This is a genomic window from Martelella mediterranea, assembly GCF_021021415.1.
Taxonomy (GTDB): domain Bacteria; phylum Pseudomonadota; class Alphaproteobacteria; order Rhizobiales; family Rhizobiaceae; genus Martelella; species Martelella mediterranea_C.
Map to the genome: position 1 here is coordinate 20,011 of NZ_JAINWJ010000001.1, position 16,811 is coordinate 36,821.

The 16,811-nt window shown below is 62.1% G+C and carries 13 protein-coding genes, 1 tRNA gene and 1 pseudogene; 4 read left to right on the forward strand and 11 right to left on the reverse strand.

Annotated features, from left to right (window positions below; all coding sequences use genetic code 11):
- Nucleotides 1-8: 8 nt before the first annotated feature.
- Nucleotides 9-752, reverse strand: a complete 744-nt coding sequence (locus tag K7H91_RS00095; RefSeq protein WP_230718027.1) for a cytochrome c biogenesis CcdA family protein — start codon at nt 750-752, stop codon at nt 9-11.
- 239 nt (nt 753-991) lie between these two features.
- On the opposite strand from K7H91_RS00095, the gene K7H91_RS00100 reads away from it, so the two are divergent.
- The 3 genes from K7H91_RS00100 (at nt 992) to lexA (ending at nt 2,783) form a co-directional block, all read left to right on the forward strand.
- A tRNA-Lys gene (locus K7H91_RS00100) sits at nt 992-1,067 on the forward strand.
- Between the two features lie 87 nt (nt 1,068-1,154).
- On the forward strand, nt 1,155-1,928 hold the full coding sequence (locus K7H91_RS00105) for a YrhK family protein (protein WP_230718029.1): 774 nt from the start codon (nt 1,155-1,157) through the stop codon (nt 1,926-1,928).
- 147 nt (nt 1,929-2,075) lie between these two features.
- Complete coding sequence (gene lexA, locus K7H91_RS00110) at nt 2,076-2,783, forward strand: transcriptional repressor LexA (protein ID WP_230718032.1); 708 nt, start codon at nt 2,076-2,078, stop codon at nt 2,781-2,783.
- Here the strand turns inward: lexA and K7H91_RS00115 are convergent.
- On the reverse strand, nt 2,737-5,337 hold the full coding sequence (locus tag K7H91_RS00115) for a ComEC/Rec2 family competence protein (RefSeq protein WP_230718034.1): 2,601 nt from the start codon (nt 5,335-5,337) through the stop codon (nt 2,737-2,739). The two genes, lexA and K7H91_RS00115, sit on opposite strands and share 47 nt — an antisense overlap.
- A 241-nt stretch (nt 5,338-5,578) precedes the next feature.
- Between K7H91_RS00115 and gltA the strand changes: the two genes are divergently transcribed.
- A complete protein-coding gene (gene gltA, locus K7H91_RS00120) occupies nt 5,579-6,865 on the forward strand; it encodes a citrate synthase (RefSeq protein ID WP_230718036.1) in 1,287 nt (428 codons plus the stop codon).
- Between the two features lie 83 nt (nt 6,866-6,948).
- Here the strand turns inward: gltA and lpxB are convergent, their stop codons facing one another.
- The 9 genes and pseudogenes from lpxB to K7H91_RS00165 form a co-directional block, all read right to left on the reverse strand.
- Complete coding sequence (gene lpxB / locus K7H91_RS00125) at nt 6,949-8,103, reverse strand: lipid-A-disaccharide synthase (RefSeq protein WP_230718445.1); 1,155 nt, start codon at nt 8,101-8,103, stop codon at nt 6,949-6,951.
- 17 nt (nt 8,104-8,120) lie between these two features.
- Nucleotides 8,121-8,990 carry an LpxI family protein gene (locus tag K7H91_RS00130; protein ID WP_230718038.1) on the reverse strand — a complete coding sequence of 290 codons (870 nt, stop codon included), beginning with the start codon at nt 8,988-8,990 and terminating at the stop codon, nt 8,121-8,123.
- On the reverse strand, nt 8,987-9,817 hold the full coding sequence (gene lpxA / locus K7H91_RS00135) for an acyl-ACP--UDP-N-acetylglucosamine O-acyltransferase (RefSeq protein ID WP_230718041.1): 831 nt from the start codon (nt 9,815-9,817) through the stop codon (nt 8,987-8,989). Before lpxA ends, K7H91_RS00130 begins: the two co-directional genes overlap by 4 nt.
- A complete protein-coding gene (fabZ, locus tag K7H91_RS00140) occupies nt 9,814-10,248 on the reverse strand; it encodes a 3-hydroxyacyl-ACP dehydratase FabZ (protein ID WP_230718446.1) in 435 nt (144 codons plus the stop codon). Before fabZ ends, lpxA begins: the two co-directional genes overlap by 4 nt.
- Before the next feature lie 25 nt (nt 10,249-10,273).
- Nucleotides 10,274-11,326: a UDP-3-O-(3-hydroxymyristoyl)glucosamine N-acyltransferase gene (gene lpxD / locus K7H91_RS00145; protein ID WP_230718043.1), complete on the reverse strand. Its 1,053-nt coding sequence runs from the start codon at nt 11,324-11,326 to the stop codon at nt 10,274-10,276.
- Between the two features lie 45 nt (nt 11,327-11,371).
- A complete protein-coding gene (bamA, locus tag K7H91_RS00150; protein ID WP_230718045.1) occupies nt 11,372-13,711 on the reverse strand; it encodes an outer membrane protein assembly factor BamA in 2,340 nt (779 codons plus the stop codon).
- Nucleotides 13,712-14,039: 328 nt separating this feature from the next.
- The gene (gene rseP, locus K7H91_RS00155; RefSeq protein WP_230718447.1) at nt 14,040-15,134 is read right to left on the reverse strand and encodes an RIP metalloprotease RseP; all 1,095 of its coding nucleotides are present in this window, start codon (nt 15,132-15,134) and stop codon (nt 14,040-14,042) included.
- A 32-nt stretch (nt 15,135-15,166) separates the two neighbouring features.
- Entirely contained in the window at nt 15,167-16,048 is an 882-nt protein-coding gene (locus K7H91_RS00160; protein WP_230718047.1) for a phosphatidate cytidylyltransferase, read from the reverse strand.
- Nucleotides 16,048-16,797 (reverse strand): annotated as a pseudogene (locus tag K7H91_RS00165) (isoprenyl transferase); the annotation flags it as partial. The pseudogene K7H91_RS00165 and the gene K7H91_RS00160, both read right to left, overlap by 1 nt.
- Between the last annotated feature and the right edge of the window lie 14 nt (nt 16,798-16,811).

A 16,811-nucleotide genomic window follows, 5' to 3' on the forward strand; every position in this document is an offset into this window, starting at 1 on the left:
TCTCGGCACTATCCGATACGCGAGAGCACCGGAAAGGTCTGCTGAAACCAGATCGCCATATCGGCAATAAAGCCGAAAAGAAAGGCGACGCCGGTGAGAATCAGCAGCACGCCCATGATTTTCTCGACAGCGCCCAGATGTTTGCGAAACCGCGTCAGAAACCGCATGAAGGCGCCGGAGAAATAGGCCGCGATCCAGAACGGAACGGCAAGGCCCAGCGAATAGACCGCCAGCAGCACCGCGCCGTTCGAAACCGTCGCCTTGGTGGCGGCCACGGCGAGGATCGCGCCCAGCACCGGCCCGATGCAGGGCGTCCAGCCGAAGGCGAAGGCGAGCCCCATGATATAGGCGCCCGTGACGCTTGCCGGCTTGCCGCCGCCGTGAAACCGCGCCTCGCGCGCAAGAATCGGTATCCGAAGCACGCCCAGGAAATGCAGCCCCATCAGAATGATGATGACGCCCCCGACCTTGCTCAGAATGTCCATATATTGGCGCAGCAACTGCCCGATGGTGGACGCGCCAGCGCCAAGCGCCACAAAGATCGTCGCGAAGCCGAGCGTGAAGAAGAAGGCCGGCAGCAGCACCGCCCACTGGCTCGCCGGTTTCGCTTCGCCGCCGCCCTTCAACTGGTCGACCGAAATCCCCGCCATGTAACAGAGATAGGGCGGCACCAGCGGCAGCACGCAGGGCGAGAGAAAGGACAGCGCGCCGGCCAGAAGCGCGCTCAGAAGGGAAATATCGCCGATCGACAAGAAACCTGCTCCAACACCTTACAAAACGGGCGCGGGCAACGCCCGAAACCCATGCTCGCGACCGCGCAAATGCCCGCGGAACGCGTCCGCGGGTCTTAAACCAGATGGCCGGTCAAATCCAATCACCTTTCCGCGCGCCGAAAACCGCCGTATTATCGCTTTCGCGGCGAGATTCCGGGTTGACCTTGGATAAGACCCTTTCTATGTTCCGCCCACTTTCAGCCGGGCATCCGGCTTGGGAGAGCGTAGCTCAGCCGGTAGAGCAACTGACTTTTAATCAGTAGGTCCAGGGTTCGAACCCCTGCGCTCTCACCACATTCGTTTTTCAACCGGTTTTGATTTTCCTTCCCCGCTTCTTTAAAACGCGGCCGAGCGCCAAGCGTATCAATCTCGGGGGACCGCATGCCGCATATGTTCGTCAATCGACCGCGTCTTCACGATGTGATTGCCGATACGCCGGCGGAGCGAAAGAATTTCCGGTGGGAGACGATCAATGCGATCGCCTATCAGGCCGGCGGGCTGATCTTCATCCTCGGCAGCATCTGCTTCTTCCCCGCGCTTTCGGCCTATGCCGACCTTGGCGCCTGGATCTTCTTTTTCGGCTCGCTGATCTATCTGCTCGTGACCGGGCACGACCTGATCGAGGTTTTCGTCTATGCCAGGCAGCGCAAGGACCCGGAAACGGTGTGGGACAGGCTGGAAGCCTGGGCGGCGTGGACCTATGTCTTTGGAACTGTGCTGTTCGTCGTCGGCAGCATTTTCTTCCTGTCGTCCGTCGATCTCCCCAAGGCTGGCGCTTGGTGCTTCATCGTCGGCAGCGTCTTGTTCGTGGCCGGCGCGGTGATCAACGTCATCCAGATTGTCCAGGCCGACGATCTCGTCACCCTGCAGATGATGAACCTGACGGCCCTGACCTTCGTGGTCGGCTCCACGCTCTTTGCCGTCGCCTCCATCCCCTATCTCTGGACGCTTGCCAGCGAGCGCGACGAAACCCTGCTCGACGGATTTCTGGCCTGGCAATATCTGGTCGGCAGCGTCCTGTTCTTCATCGGCGGACTGTTCAACTACCGGCGCGCCTATCGCGTGGTCGCCACCGCGCTGGGAAAACCGACCTCCTATGCGCTCCACCCGCTGAAGCCGCTGGCGCCGCGCAGGAAGAAACGCTGGGAAAAGTGAGCCTGACCCGCCGGTGCGTCGATTCGTCTCCCGACCCGCATCGGCGGCGCGAAACCCCTTGATTGCCGGGGCTCGGCCGGACTTGCGGAACACATTGAGAACATGTATATTCGTTCTGGATTTGTTTCGAAGGGCCAGGGGCAGGAAATGCTGACACGCAAACAACAGGAATTGCTGTATTTCATTCATGAACGGATGAAAGAGACCGGTATTCCGCCATCCTTCGACGAAATGAAGGAGGCGCTGGACCTCGCGTCGAAATCCGGCATTCACCGGCTGATCACCGCGCTGGAGGAACGCGGCTTCATCCGCCGGCTCCCCAACCGCGCCCGCGCGCTCGAAATCCTGCGCATGCCGGACAGCGCGATCGGCCAGCAGCCACGGCGCGGCTTTTCGCCAAGCGTGATCGAGGGTTCTCTCGGCAAGAAACAGGAAGAGCCGAAGGCGCCTGCCAGCGCCAATGACAGCGGCTCGGCGGGCATTCCGGTCATGGGCCGGATCGCCGCCGGCGTGCCGATCTCCGCGATCCAGGAAAACACCCATCAGATCACCGTGCCGGCGGAAATGCTGGGCGCGGGCGAACATTACGCGCTCGAGGTGCAGGGCGATTCGATGATCGAGGCCGGGATTTTCGACGGCGATACCGTGATCATCCGCAACATCTCCACCGCCTCGCCCGGCGATATCGTCGTGGCGCTCGTCAATGACGAGGAAGCGACGCTGAAGCGGTTTCGCCGCAAGGGCGCCTCGATCGCGCTGGAAGCGGCCAACCCCGCTTACGAGACCCGAATCTTTTCGGCGAACCAGGTCAAGGTTCAGGGCAAACTGGTCGGCCTGATTCGCCGTTACCACTGAAGGTGAGCGTCTGCGGAACCGAGATGACCGGCATGTATTCGCCGGAACGCCAGTCATAGAGCCGGTGCCTGTTCCATGGGCGGGTCAGTGCTCTGACCGATGTGCTGACTGAGATCGTCATCGGGCCGCAGGGCGGTCTGGCTGGCGGGGACAGTTGCACCTTCGCATCCGCGATGCCTCCCGACAACGGATTGGCGTTGCCTGCATGCTGAGCGGTTTCCCCGCTTCTGCCCGGCTTCGCGACCGAGCGCCGTATGTCGCCGTCGTTCATATTTCGACCGTCCGCCGTCGGCAGCGTGAATTGAAAGGCGCCGTGCTGGCGGCGCATCTTCGGCGTGACGAGGTATGCGCCGGAACGGCAGGTCTGGAAACCGGGACGGTAACGGCTGACGACGATATCGGCATTGTCGCAGGCAAGGCCGGCAAAAGCCGGCCGGTCGACCGTCATGATCCTGAGGCCCATCGAGGTCGCATAGCACCATGCATCCTTCTTGCAGCGGAAGATGCCGGGCATCCGGCCGGCTTCGGTGATCGTTTCACTGAGCGCCCGCGCGGCGCTCGCCATATCCGTTGCTTCCAGCCGCGCGAAACGATCTTCCTCATCGAGCACCAGTGCGCCTTCCTCAACAGGCGGCAGCGTCTCCGCGAGCGTGAGCGCCGTTTCCCATTGCTCGAACACGAAGGATGGCGGCCGCTTGGTGGTGAGCGCCGCGACATCGCCGGTGACGATCCCCACGAGATCGCCGTCGCCAGCCACCAGGATTTGCGGCGGCGGAGGCTCGCGCGGCCATGAGATCAGCGCGAAGGAAAGCGCTATCGGGATCACACCGAAGAAACGCAGACGCGTGCGCAACAACACGAGCGGCAGGAAGCCGGCGAGAAACAGCAGCAGAAACCCCTCCGGCGCGCGACCTGTGGTGAACGCGCCGCCGAGGCCATTGACCCATGTCGCCGCCTGCATCACCCAGTCGAGCCCCCAGCCCATGACGATCAGAAACGGCGCATGAAGATTAAGCGGCATCGCAATGAGCGAAAGCAACCCCGCCGGCATGACGACGAAGGTGACCACCGGCATGGCCAAGAGATTTCCCAGCAATCCATAGCCCGCGATGCGCGAGAAATGATGGATGGCGAACGGCGTCGTCGACAATCCGCCGATCAGCGCGGTGAGCACGATGCCGGAGGCTGCGATCCAGAGCCAGCGGAGCGGTCCCCGGCTTTCGCGAAACCCCTCTGCGGGCCGGCGCTGCCATGCGCCATAGCCCGCGATCAGCGCCAGCGTGGCGGCAAAGGACATCTGCATGCCCGGCCCCACCACTTCGGCCGGCGTCACGATCAGGATCACGAGCGCGGCCAGCGCCACATTGCGCAGGCTGATCGCCGGCCGGTCGAAAATCGCCGCCGCCAGCATCACCGCCAGCATGATGAAGGCCCGTTCGGCGGAGACCTGCATGCCCGAGATTAGCAGATAGAACAGCGCCGCCGCGATCGCCGCCGCCGCTGCGATCTTCTTCGTCGAAACCGCCTCGGCGGCGCGCGGCGACAGCGCCAGCAACAGCCTGAGGCTGGAGAAGAAGATGCCGGCGGCCAGCGCCATGTGCAGGCCGGAAATGGCAATGATATGGGCAAGGCCGGCGTTGCGCAGCGCATCGAGCATGTCGTCGCTCAGCGCCCGGCGCTCGCCAGTGATGATCGCATTGGCAAAAGCAGCGGTGTCACCCTCAAGCACGCCCCGGATGTGCCCGGCAATGCCATCGCGTATCCGCTCGATCGCAAAACCCGCCCGCGCGCTGACGCCCGACGCGGCCGCAAGGCCGGCATCACTCGGCGGCCCGTAGAAAAAGCCCACCGCGCCGATGCCGTCGAAATAGGAGAGGAACCCGAAATCAACCAGGCCGGGCATGACGGGCGCGGAAGGCGGCAGCAGTCGCCCAAGCCCCTGGATAGCATGGCCGATACCGACAGGCGGCAAATTGCCGCGGGCGACAAGCGTGACGCGTTCGGGCGGACGATGGATCACGGGGTCGTCCGTCGCCGTCACCCGCACAACATAGCGCCAGCCGGTTTCCGTCGGCTCGCGGCTTTCGACCACGCCGGTGATATGGGTGGTCACGGGCGAATCGAGCATAACCGTGGCCCGCCGCGCCGTCTCCAGCGCCGCAAGCAGCGCGCCGCACAGGAACAGCGCGATGCAGGCGCTGGCAACGGGCAGCAAGCCTCTGCGGTTTCGCAGCACCACAGCAGCAAGCACCGCCATGCCGCAATAGATGCCAAGGCCCAGCGCAGACGGGCTCTCGTCGAGCGAAAACCACCAGCCTATTCCTGCTGCCAGCGCCACCGGCACCATGAGAAACGGCCGGCCGAAAGCCTGCTCCTCCCGCCACAAGGCGGCAATATCGAACCGCCCTGCCCGGCCCGCGTCGCGCCCGTCAAAACCGGCCTCGCGCTCGCCTTGCGGTTGGCGCCTTCTGAAGGGCGCGCGAAGCCGGTCGGCTCCGGCGCGCAGGCCCGCCGCCTTGTCTATCTCGCTTGTGCCTGCCCCGCTCCCAGTCATCCGCAATCGCCGCCCTACAACTTTTACATGTTGTGGCCAATGCTAATCGATTGCAATGCAAGCGCTGGCGGCAGAAGCAAAATTTTCCTTTTCTAAACCCCGTAAAACTTGCTAAACGCAGATATTACTCATCACCCGCCGCGCGGCTTCGTCGGCTTGGCAACACCTTGCCAATCCTATAGCTAATGAAAATCCCGATTGGCTTCGACAGCGTATTCGCGCCGGAAATTTGGAGGATAGGATGACGGAAACTGGAAAACTGCAACTCGACGGCAAGGAACTCGAGCTGTCCGTGGAAGAGGGCACATTCGGCCCGAAAGTCCTCGACATCGCTTCGCTCTACAAGCAGTCGGGCATGTTCACCTACGATCCGGGTTTCACCTCGACAGCCTCGTGCAAATCCAAGATCACCTATATCGACGGTGACAACGGCATTCTGCTGCACCGCGGCTACCCGATCGATCAGCTCGCCGAAAACGCCGACTTCCTCGAAGTCTGCTATCTGCTTTTGTTCGGCGAACTGCCGACGGCCACGCAGAAGAAGGATTTCGATTTCCGTGTGACCCATCACACGATGATCCACGATCAACTCACGAGGCTCTTTACCGGTTTCCGCCGTGATGCCCATCCCATGGCCATCATCTGCGGCGCCGTTGGAGCCATGTCTGCCTTCTACCACGACTCGATCGACATCTCCGATCCCTACAAGCGCGAGATCGCCAGCATCCGGATGATCGCCAAGATCCCGACGATCGCGGCTATGGCCTATAAATACCACGTCGGCGAGCCCTTCGTGTATCCGCGCAACGACCTCGGCTACGCCGCCAATTTCCTGCATATGTGCTTCGCCACGCCGTGCGAGGAATACAAGGTCAATCCGATCCTTTCGCGCGCGCTCGACCGCATCTTTATCCTGCACGCCGATCACGAGCAAAACGCCTCGACCTCGACCGTGCGGCTTGCCGGTTCCTCGGGCGCCAACCCGTTCGCCTGCATCGCGGCCGGCATCGCGTGCCTGTGGGGTCCGGCTCATGGCGGCGCCAACGAGGCGGCGCTCAACATGCTGCAGGAGATCGGCTCGGTCGATCGCATCCCGGAATATATCAACCGCGCCAAGGATCGCGACGATCCCTTCCGCCTGATGGGCTTCGGACACCGCGTCTACAAGAACTACGATCCGCGCGCCAAGATCATGCAGACGACCTGCCATGAAGTTCTCAAGGAGCTCGGCATCAAGGACGATCCGCTGCTGGACGTCGCGATGGAACTGGAAAGGATCGCGCTGACGGATGAGTACTTCATCGAGAAGAAGCTCTATCCGAATATCGACTTCTATTCCGGTATCACGCTGAAGGCGCTCGGCTTCCCCACCACCATGTTCACCGTACTGTTCGCGCTGGCGCGCACCGTCGGCTGGATCGCGCAATGGGCGGAAATGATCGAGGATCCGGAACAGCGCATCGGCCGTCCGCGCCAGCTTTACACCGGCGCCCCCGAACGCGATTTCGTGGACATCTCCAAGCGCTGATTTCCAGCGTGTTCGAATGCGAAAGGCCGGTCCAGCGACCGGCCTTTTTTGTATCGTGTGGGGAACAACTGCCGCCGGGCGGCCTACTTCACAGCGCCCTTTTCCGCCAGCACATCGAGAACGATGGCCGCGGCGCGCTCGCCGGGCGGGATGTCGGTTTGCATCAGCGCGATAACGCGCTCGAAGCCTTCCATCATGCCGCGCCGCTGGAAACTGTCCTTTGTCAGAAGCTCCATCCAGCGCGCCAGCGCGCCGGCGCGGATCGTGTCGTTGAAATATTCCGGCACCAGCGGCGCATCGGCGATCAGGTTCGGCAGCGATGCCGACCAGACGGTGATCTTGTTCAGCATGAAACGGCCGATGAAATCCGCCTTGTAGGCGGAGACGGCGGGAATGCCCGAAAGCGCCAGTTCCAGCACCACGGTGCCCGAGGCGGCGACCGCGGCATCGGCCATGGCAAAGGCCTCCCACTTGGCCTCCTCGCCGACGAAGAGTTCCGGCTGTACAGGCCAGTCGGCGATTGCCGCGCGCACCTGCTGCTCCCTGCGCGTCACCGTCGGCAGGATAATGCGGCACCCGTCATTGCGTGCCGCGAACGTCGCCGCGACATCGCGGAACACCGGCGCGAGCGCATTGATCTCGGATTTGCGCGAACCCGGCAGCAGCATGATGGTCGGCTTCGACTGCGACCGTTCAAGCCGGTTCTGACGGCGGGCCGCAAGCACGCCCGGTTCCTCGGTCAGCCGATGGCCGACAAAGGTGGTCGGCGGCCCGCCGAGCCGCTCCATCGCCGCTGGTTCAAAGGGCAGGACCGCCAGCACGTGATCGACATAGGCGAGCATCTCGCGCGCGCGATATTCCTTCCACGCCCACACGCTGGGGCAGACATAATCGACGATCGGGATATCCGGTGCTGCGGCGCGGACGCGCCTTGCCACGCGGTGGGTAAAATCCGGGCTGTCGATGATGACGATGATATCCGGTTTCGCCGCGATCAGCGCATCGGCGGTCTGGCGGATGCGGCGCAGCAAGTGCGGCAGGCGGGCGATCACCTGGGTAAATCCCATGATCGACAATTCGCTGTAGTCAAACAGCGAAACCAGTCCCTCGCCGGCAAGGCCGTCGCCGCCGACGCCGACAAGTTCCACCGGCCCGCCATGCGCCATCTTGAGCGCGGCGACGAGGTTCGCGCCCAGTAGGTCGCCAGAAACCTCGCCGGCCACAATCCCGATTTTCAAAGCCACATCCCGCTCCCTTATGATCGAAGGTCAGGCTCCAGCCCGTAGACGAACAGACCGGCTGCGTCGGCCGCCCGCAGCGTCTCTTCACGCTCGAGCAGCAGCGACCGCCCGGCCTCCACCGCAATGCCGGAGAGCCCCGCTGCTGCCGCCAATCGCACCGTATTGGCGCCGATCGATGGCAGGTCGGCGCGCAGATCCTGCTGCGGCTTGCACACTTTCACCAGCACGCCGCGACGCCGGGCGCTGATGCGACCCGACTGGCGCAACGCCGCCACGCGCTGCAGCATCTGGTCCGTACCCTCCGCGCCTTCCAGCGCCACCACCCGCCCGCCGACGCTGACGGCGCCCTGCCCGATATCCATCGCGCCGATCGTGCGCGCGGCATAAACGGCCGCTTCGATGTCGCCTTGCGCCTCGCGATCCGGCGCGTGCCGGCCGAGCGCGCCGGCCTCCGCCAGCAGATCGCCCGCGATCGACTGTGCGGCCACCACCTCGAAGCCGTGCTTCTCGAACAGCGCAATCACCATGCGCAAGACCTTGTCATCCCCGCCGCTGCGCAGTTTGGCAAGGATTGCGGGAATGGAAGCGAGCACGGAAAGCGTGGGGCGCAGACTCAAAAGCTCGGGCCGGCTGTTAACCCCGCCGGACAGCACGATCTTGTCGATTCCGCGTTTGCGCAGCGCCATCACCACCGGCCGGAACCCGCCCAGTTCGGCTTCGATATGCTCGAAACCCGACCAATCGTTTCCGCCCTCGCCGCGCAACTGTACGATGAAGGGCTGATGGCCGGCCTCGCGCGCCGCCTTCGCCACATAAAAGGGCAAAAGCCCGTTACCCGCGATGATCGCAATCGGTTCCTTTTCGGAAACCGCCGCCGAATTCACGCCGTGCCCTTGCGCCGCCTGGAACCCGGCGTCGTCAGCGAGCGCTCGGCATCGCGTTCGAGGATGAAACGCAGCATTTCGTCGACTGCATCGCTTTTGCCGCCGAATTCCGCGCGCGCTGACTCGGCGTTTTCCAGGATCAGGCCCGAGGAGAAGATCGTCTTGTAGGCCTTGCGGACCAGATGGATCTCATCGCGCTCGATACCCGCGCGCTGCATGCCGACCACATTGAGCCCGCCCATCATCGCTGGATTGTCGACGATCATCGCATAGGGAATGACATCGTTGACCACGCCGGCGAGCCCGCCGACAAAGGCCTGCCGCCCGATCTGGACGAACTGGTGGATCGCGGCGCCGCCGCTGAGGATAACCTTGTCGTGCACCACGACGTGGCCGCCGATCATGACATTGTTCGACAGAATGACGTCGTTGCCGATCCGGCAATCATGACCAATATGGGAATTGGCAAGGAACAGATTGTTGTCGCCGATAATCGTGATGCCGCCGCCGTGGGAAGAGCCGGTATTGATCGTGACGCCCTCGCGGAAGATGCAATTCCGGCCGATCTCAAGCCGCGTCTCGCTGGCATCGTGGCGCACGCTCTGCGGTGCACCGCCGATCACGGCCATCGGAAACACCTGGCAGCCGGGGCCAAGCCGGGTCATGCCCTCGACGCTGGCGTGATGCATCACGACGACGCCATCGCCAAGCACCGCATTCGGGCCGACATAGGACAGGGGTCCTATGATGGCGTTTTCACCGATAACGGCCCCGTCCTCCACGACCGCTTTCGGGTCGATCCGGGCGGAGCTGGCAATTCTGGTCATTCTTCATCCTTGCGCACCATCATGGCGCCGATATCAGCTTCCGCGACGAGCTGTCCGTCGACCGTCGCCTCGCAGTGAAATTTCCACACCCGACGCCGCTGCTTCTGCTTGACGACCTTGTAGCGCACCTGATCGCCCGGCACCACCGGCTTGCGGAAGCGCGCATTGTCAATGGTCATGAAGTAGACCAGATTGTCGACCTCATCGGCCTTACGCGCACAGATCGCGCCCGCCGTCTGGGCCATGCCCTCGACAATAAGCACGCCGGGCATGATTGGCATGGACGGAAAATGTCCGGTGAAATGCGGCTCGTTCGCGGTCACGTTCTTGACGCCGACTGCGCTGTCGTCGCCGTCGATCTCGATAATCCTGTCAACCAGCAGAAACGGATAGCGATGCGGCAGGAACTTCATGATCTCCAGAAGCTCCATATGTTCCAAAGTCTCAGTCACAGCCTCATTCACCTTGCTCATCTCCCCCTGTCTGAGCCCGTCTGCTCAGTTCCGCAAGTTCGCGCAGATACAGTTTCATAGGACGCGCCGGAATACCACCGACGCGCGATCCGGGCTCGATCGACGACAGAACGCCGCTTCTGGCGGCAATCTGTACGCCGCTGCCGATCTCGAGATGGCCATTGACGCCGGCCTGCCCGCCAATCATGACTCCGTCGCCGATCTTGACGCTGCCGGCGATCCCCACCTGGCTGACAATACCGCAATGACGGCCGATCTGCACATTATGGCCGATCTGAACCAGGTTATCGATCTTGGTCCCCTCGCCGATCACGGTATCGTCCATCGCGCCCCGGTCGATCGTGGTATTGGCGCCGATCTCGACATCGTCCTGGATGATCACCCGCCCGACCTGCGGCAGCTTGACCATGCCCGTCGGGCTGCCGGCATAGCCGAAGCCATCCTGTCCGATCCTGGCGCCGGTATGGATGATGACATTGTTGCCGATAAGCGCGTTGGTGACACAGACATGCGCGCCGATCGTCACATTGCGCCCGATCTTTACGTCCGCCCCGATCACCGCGCCGCTCAGGATTCGGGTCCCCGCGCCGATTTCCGCGCGCGCCCCGATCACGGCGAATGGCGACACCTCGACGCCCGCTTCGAGCGCGGCCGTGACGTCCACCGACGCCTGCGGAGAAATCTCGCCCTCACCCACAAGCGACTGCGGCCGCATCGCCGCCGGATACAGCAGCGCCGAAGCGCGGGCAAAGGCAAGCTGCGCATTGTCGGATACAAGCGCCGTCAGCCCATCCGGCAGCAACGCGGTCAACGCTTGGGGGCAGATGATCGCGGCCGCCCGGCAGGTTTTCAGATAATCCGCCGAACTTCTCGATTGTATATAGCAGATGTCATTCGGTCCGGCGCGGGAGATCGGCGCGACTGATTCTACCAGACGATCACTCGCCGTGGCTTGTGACAGAAAAGCGCCGATACGGCCGGCAAGCTCACCCAGAGGGATCGCCTGCCGTGCGCCGAAAAACTGGTTCTGATCCATGTCCGTTCTCCAGAACAGTTAAGCTTTGAGTTCTGGAAACAGATATCAGAACGTGTTGGCGATACCGAAACGGAAACGCTGGGTTTCGTCGAAATCTTCCTTGGCGAACGGAACCGCATAATCGAACCGCAGGTCGCCGAAGGGCGAATTCCAGATCAGACCAACACCCGCCGAAGCGCGGATCGAGAAATCAGTGCCCTCGATCTGAGTCCCGGTGACTTCCACGGCGTTACCCCAGGCCGACCCGGCGTCAACATAGGCCGCACCGCGAAGATTGATATCCTCCGGAATGCCCGGCAGCGGGAAGTTGGTCTCTGCCGAAAGCGTGGCGTAGTACTGTGAACCGAGCGCGTCATTGGTACCCACGGTGCGCGGACCAATACCGTTCTGCTTGAAGCCGCGGATCTGCTGGCCGCCGATCGTGAACTGGTCGAAGACGTTCAGATTATCATCGAACGGCGTGACGAAACCGCCGCGCGCCGTCAGCGAGCCGATGATATCGGCCTGATCGGAGATCATCTGATACCAGCGTACCTTGCCGTCCAGCTTGTAGTAATGCGAATCGCCACCAAGACCGGCAAATGTGTTGTTCAGCGCCGCCAGAACGCCCTCACGCGGAAGCTGTCGGTTATCGACCGACGAGAAGTTGAAGGACTGCTGCAGCGACGACACCACCCACGGGCTGCCGTTGATCAGATCCTGATAAACCTGCGAAACATTGTTCAGGTTCTGCCAATCGCCCTGACCATCATATTCGAACTGCTGGTATGAATATTTCACCGTCGAATAGAGGTTGTCGGTGAGCGGCGCGGTCAGGCGGATAGCGCCCGCCGTTTCAGCGTAATTGTAGTATTCCTGGGTCGAGGACGACGCGCGATAGAGATCGAAACCGGCAGCCAGTCGATAGCCCAGGAAGAAGGGCTCGGTGAAGCTGAAGTTGTAGATCTGCGAGTCGTCATCGCCGAGACCGGCGGAGGCGCGGATATACTGGCCGCGACCGAGGAAGTTGCGTTCCTCGACCGAAAGCTCCAGAACCAGCGAATCGCCTTCGGCGTCATAACCGGCGCCGATCGAGAACGAGCCGGTGGGCTCATCCACGACATCGACCTGAAGAACCACACGGTCAGGCGCGCTGCCCGGCAGCGTCTTGATCTCGACCGAGCTGAAATAGCCCAGCGCCTCGAGCCGGCGCTTGGTGCGCGCGATCATCTCGCGGTTATAGGCATCGCCCTCGGCCAGATCGAACTCGCGGCGGATGACATAGTCGCGGGTGCGGGTATTGCCGACGATATCGATCCGTTCGATATAGGCCTTCATGCCCTGATCGATCTCGTAGTTCACCGAATAGGTATCATTCGTGAAGCTGCGGTCGCCACGCGGATTGACCTGCGCGAAGGGATAGCCCTGCGAGGATACCGAGGCGGCAATCGATTCCGACGTCTTCTGGATGTCGTCGGCGTCGTAAATCTTGCCGGTCCTGGTCTTGATATCGCCCTTCAGGTTCGAGATGTCGACGCCCTCGACCGTGGTCTCGACGCCGATATCCCCGAACTTGTAGCGATCGCCCTCGGAGATATTGAAGGTGATCGAATAGGAATTGTCGGTCTCGTCATAGACGACATCAGTCGACAGAAGACGATAGTCCGGGAAACCGTGATTATTGTAGAACTCGCGCAGCAGCTTCTCGTCCTGACGAAGCTTGTCGGGATTGTAGATATCCTTGCGCGTCAGGAACGACAGCGGCGTCGAGCGCTTGGTCAGGATGACCGAGGCGAGGCGCGAGTCGCCGAAGGTGTTATTACCTTCGAAATTGATCTTCCGCGTCTTGGTGCGACCGCCTTCATCGATGACGAAGGCAACGTTGATGCGGTTATCCTGAACGGTCGCCGTCTGGATCGTGACCTCGACATCGGAACGACCGATGGAGGCGTAGGCGTCCTTGATGTTCTGAATGTCAACCTGCGCCTGAGCCTGGTTATACGGACCGAGCGAATGAAGCTGCACAACGCCTTCGAGCTTCTTGTCGGAGACCTTGCGATTGCCGTTGAACACGACCTGGTTGATGAGCTGGTTTTCCGTGACGTTCACGACCAGCGTCGAGCCGGAAACCGAAATCTTGACGTCGGAAAAATAGCCGGAGCTGTAGAGATTGCGGATCGACTGATTGATGTCGGCGTCGGTGAAGCTCTGGCCGGGCTTGATCGTCAGTTTGGACTTGATCGCATCGGAGCCGGCCTGACCGGTTCCGTTGACGGTGATGTTCCTGACGACGGCGGCATATGCGTCTGCAGGCACAGCAACGGCGGCAACGACCCCCCCGGAAACGGCGACTGCAAACGAAAGCGCCGCACCTGAAACTGTGTTCAAAAATCTTGAACCGGCCATGCTACTATCTACCCTTTATAATCGCTCGGTATAAGCGGTTTTCGGCAACGTGGTCTAAAGTTCTAAAGACTTCGCGTCCCCACGCAATAGAAAGCCGCCCCTCAGACGCAACTTCCGCCCCGAGCGTGACCAAATCGCCACGTTCTTTTGCGTTTATGGTAAACCGAACGCTACGGAATACGTAAACAGCACGACGGAGATGCTCCCTCAGGGGTTTCCTATCATCTCCAACGCCAAAGGCAAGGCCACATTTGCACAAGAAACCGTTTGCAGCAAGATGAGAGCGCGCGGACGGTTAACCAAATAGTGTCAAGGGGTTAAAATCCGGCTACCCCATCCGCCCGATCGTGTCGTTCCAGGTGGCGAACACCATCAGCGCCAGCACCAGGAAAAGACCGATGCGGAAGGCGAATTCCTGCACGCGCGCCGAAAGCGGCCGCCCCCGCACGGCCTCGATGGCGTAGAACATCAGATGCCCGCCATCGAGCATGGGAACCGGCAGCAGATTGAACAGACCGACCGAAACCGAAAGAATTGCAGCAAAATTAGCAAATGCGACAATACCAAGCGAGGCCATCTGGCCCGCCATCGTCGCCACCCGGACCGGGCCGCCGATCTGATCGGCCTTCATCCGGCCGGCGAAGACATTGGCGATATAGTCGTAAGTACTGACGACGATGTGCCAGCTCTGCAGCGCACCCTGGCCGATGGCGGCAACCGGGCCATAGCGCTCGACACGGAAATTACCCGAATCGCGTGTACCGACGACGCCGATACGACCGAGCTCCATTTCATTGCCGAATCGGTCCTCGGTCTCCACCCGCTCCGGCACCACAGTCAGGTCGACAGGCGCGCCGTTGCGCTCCACCGTCAGCACCACCGGCACGCCCGGGCGCACGCTGATATAGCGCACCACGGCATCGAAGGTGTCGATTGGCTGGCCGTCGAGCGCCGCCATGATGTCGCCGGGCTGGACGCCCGCCGCCGCGGCGGGGCTGTCGGGCGTGACCTCGCCCACAACAGGATCGGAAACCGCGCGGCCATAGACCATGAAGATCACGGCGAAGATCGCAATCGCCAAGAGGAAGTTTGCGATCGGCCCCGCCGCCACCGTGGCGGCGCGCTTCCAGAGCGCCGCCCCGTTCAGCGTGCGGGCGCGCTCCTCTTCCGGCAGCGTTTCCAGGCCCTTGAAGTCCGGGCGGCTTGCGACATCCTCGTCGCCGTAAAACCGCACATAGCCGCCGAGCGGAATGGCGCACAGCTTCCAGCGCGTGCCGTGGCGATCCGTCCGTCCGACGATCTCCGGTCCGAAGCCGATCGAGAAGGCCAGAATGCGGATGCCGCACCAGCGCCCGACCAGGTAGTGTCCGAGTTCGTGAAAGAACACGAGAAAGGAAATCGCCACGATAAAGGCGACGATCATTCCGGGGGCATTGGTAAACGCGAACTGCAAGGTCAGGCTCCATTCATCGGAGCGGCCAGACCGCTCCAGTTCATCAGCATGTCGCCCGCAAAACCCTCATGGCCGGCAAGCGCCACCAGAACGACGACAACATACATCGCAAATGCCGCGGCGACGAGCCCGTCCACGCGATCCATCACGCCGCCATGACCGGGAATCAAATGGCTGGAATCCTTGGCCCCGCAGCGCCGCTTCAGCGCCGATTCGAACAGGTCGCCGACCTGGCTGCAAACGGACAGGAAAAGCGCGAGAAGACCGATCGCGATCGAGGGGGAACCGCCATAGCTCCAGCACAGCGCAAAGGCCGCCGCGACGGCGAAGACTGCCCCGCCAATTGCGCCCGACCACGTCTTGCCCGGCGATATCGACGGCGCAAGCTTGGGGCCGCCGAGGGCGCGGCCCACGAAATAGGCCATGATATCGGTGCTCCAGACGACGGCGAACAGGAACAGGATTGCGAAAAGTCCCGCCTCCCCGCCATTTCTCAGGGCAGCAAGCGCGATCATGCTGCCCGCGGCATAGATCACCGAACCCGCAAACCAGAACGGCATGGCCGCGCGGCGCCCGAGGAACCAGAATGCCGCCGCGCCGAAACAGGCGAGCGCCAGCGCCAGCCCGAAAAACTCGAGAAAGACGAGGATGGCAACGGCGATCATCACCGCGATGCCGCCAAGCACCGGCGTGCTCCACCGGCCGATCGAACGATTAACCTGACCGTCGCGCGCCCGGCTCATCTCCAGCCATTCATAAAAAACCAAGAATCCGATCGCGACCGCAAGCAGGTTGAAGAGACCGCCGCCCGCCCAGGTGATCAGCAGAACCACCACCGCCAGAACGGCTCCCGAAACGATGCGCAACCTCAGTTCCTGGGTCATCAGGTATCCGTCAATGCCGCCTCCGGCGCGGAAAGCGCGCCGAAGCGTCTGTTCCTCCGGGCATATTCCGAAAGCGCTTCGAAAAACATCTCCCGGCTGAAATCCGGCCAGTTACATGGCAGGAACACCAGTTCCGAATAGGCCGTCTGCCAGAGCAGGAAGTTGGAAAGCCGCTGTTCCCCGCTGGTGCGGATAACGAGGTCGGGATCCGGCAGGCCGGCGGTGTCGAGATGCTCGCCGATGGCGGCCTCATCGATATCATCCGGGTCGAGCCTGCCCTCCGCTACATCTCGCGCGAGCGCGCGCGCCGCGCCGGCAATCTCGGCACGCGAACCGTAATTGACGGCGACGACCACATGCAGCCCGGTATTGTTGCGGGTCCGCTCCTCGGCGACCTCGAGGGCCTTCAATATCTTTGCCGACAGGCCGCTGCGCTCTCCGATCATCTGGAAACGCATGTTCTGGCGATGGTAATTGTCGAGCTCGCGATGGATGAAGGTCGCAATGAGCTCCATGATGCCATCGACCTCATCGGCGGGCCGCTTCCAGTTTTCGGAAGAGAAGGCGAACAGCGTCAGATAACCGATCCCGCTTTCGCGCGCCGCATCCACCGTGCGGCGAACGGCCTCAACACCCTTGCGATGGCCGAACAGCCGCCCGAGCCCGCGCCCGAGTGCCCAGCGTCCATTGCCATCCATGATGATTGCGACATGGCGCGGAATGGCTGGGTCTATAATTTTGTTCATAAGGGCGACCGAGTCTT

What these genes read in the sequence shown, in the direction of transcription:
- K7H91_RS00105 (WP_230718029.1), top strand. Translation starts at nt 1,155, where the DNA reads ATGCCGCATATGTTCGTCAATCGACCGCGTCTTCACGATGTGATTGCC.
- fabZ (WP_230718446.1), bottom strand. Translation starts at nt 10,248, where the DNA reads ATGGAGCTTCTGGAGATCATGAAGTTCCTGCCGCATCGCTATCCGTTT.
- rseP (WP_230718447.1), bottom strand. Translation starts at nt 15,134, where the DNA reads ATGATCGTCGCCTTTATCGTGGCGATTTCCTTTCTCGTGTTCTTTCAC.
- lpxA (WP_230718041.1), bottom strand. Translation starts at nt 9,817, where the DNA reads ATGACCAGAATTGCCAGCTCCGCCCGGATCGACCCGAAAGCGGTCGTG.
- lpxD (WP_230718043.1), bottom strand. Translation starts at nt 11,326, where the DNA reads ATGGATCAGAACCAGTTTTTCGGCGCACGGCAGGCGATCCCTCTGGGT.
- lexA (WP_230718032.1), top strand. Translation starts at nt 2,076, where the DNA reads ATGCTGACACGCAAACAACAGGAATTGCTGTATTTCATTCATGAACGG.
- K7H91_RS00160 (WP_230718047.1), bottom strand. Translation starts at nt 16,048, where the DNA reads ATGACCCAGGAACTGAGGTTGCGCATCGTTTCGGGAGCCGTTCTGGCG.
- bamA (WP_230718045.1), bottom strand. Translation starts at nt 13,711, where the DNA reads ATGGCCGGTTCAAGATTTTTGAACACAGTTTCAGGTGCGGCGCTTTCG.
- gltA (WP_230718036.1), top strand. Translation starts at nt 5,579, where the DNA reads ATGACGGAAACTGGAAAACTGCAACTCGACGGCAAGGAACTCGAGCTG.
- K7H91_RS00115 (WP_230718034.1), bottom strand. Translation starts at nt 5,337, where the DNA reads ATGACTGGGAGCGGGGCAGGCACAAGCGAGATAGACAAGGCGGCGGGC.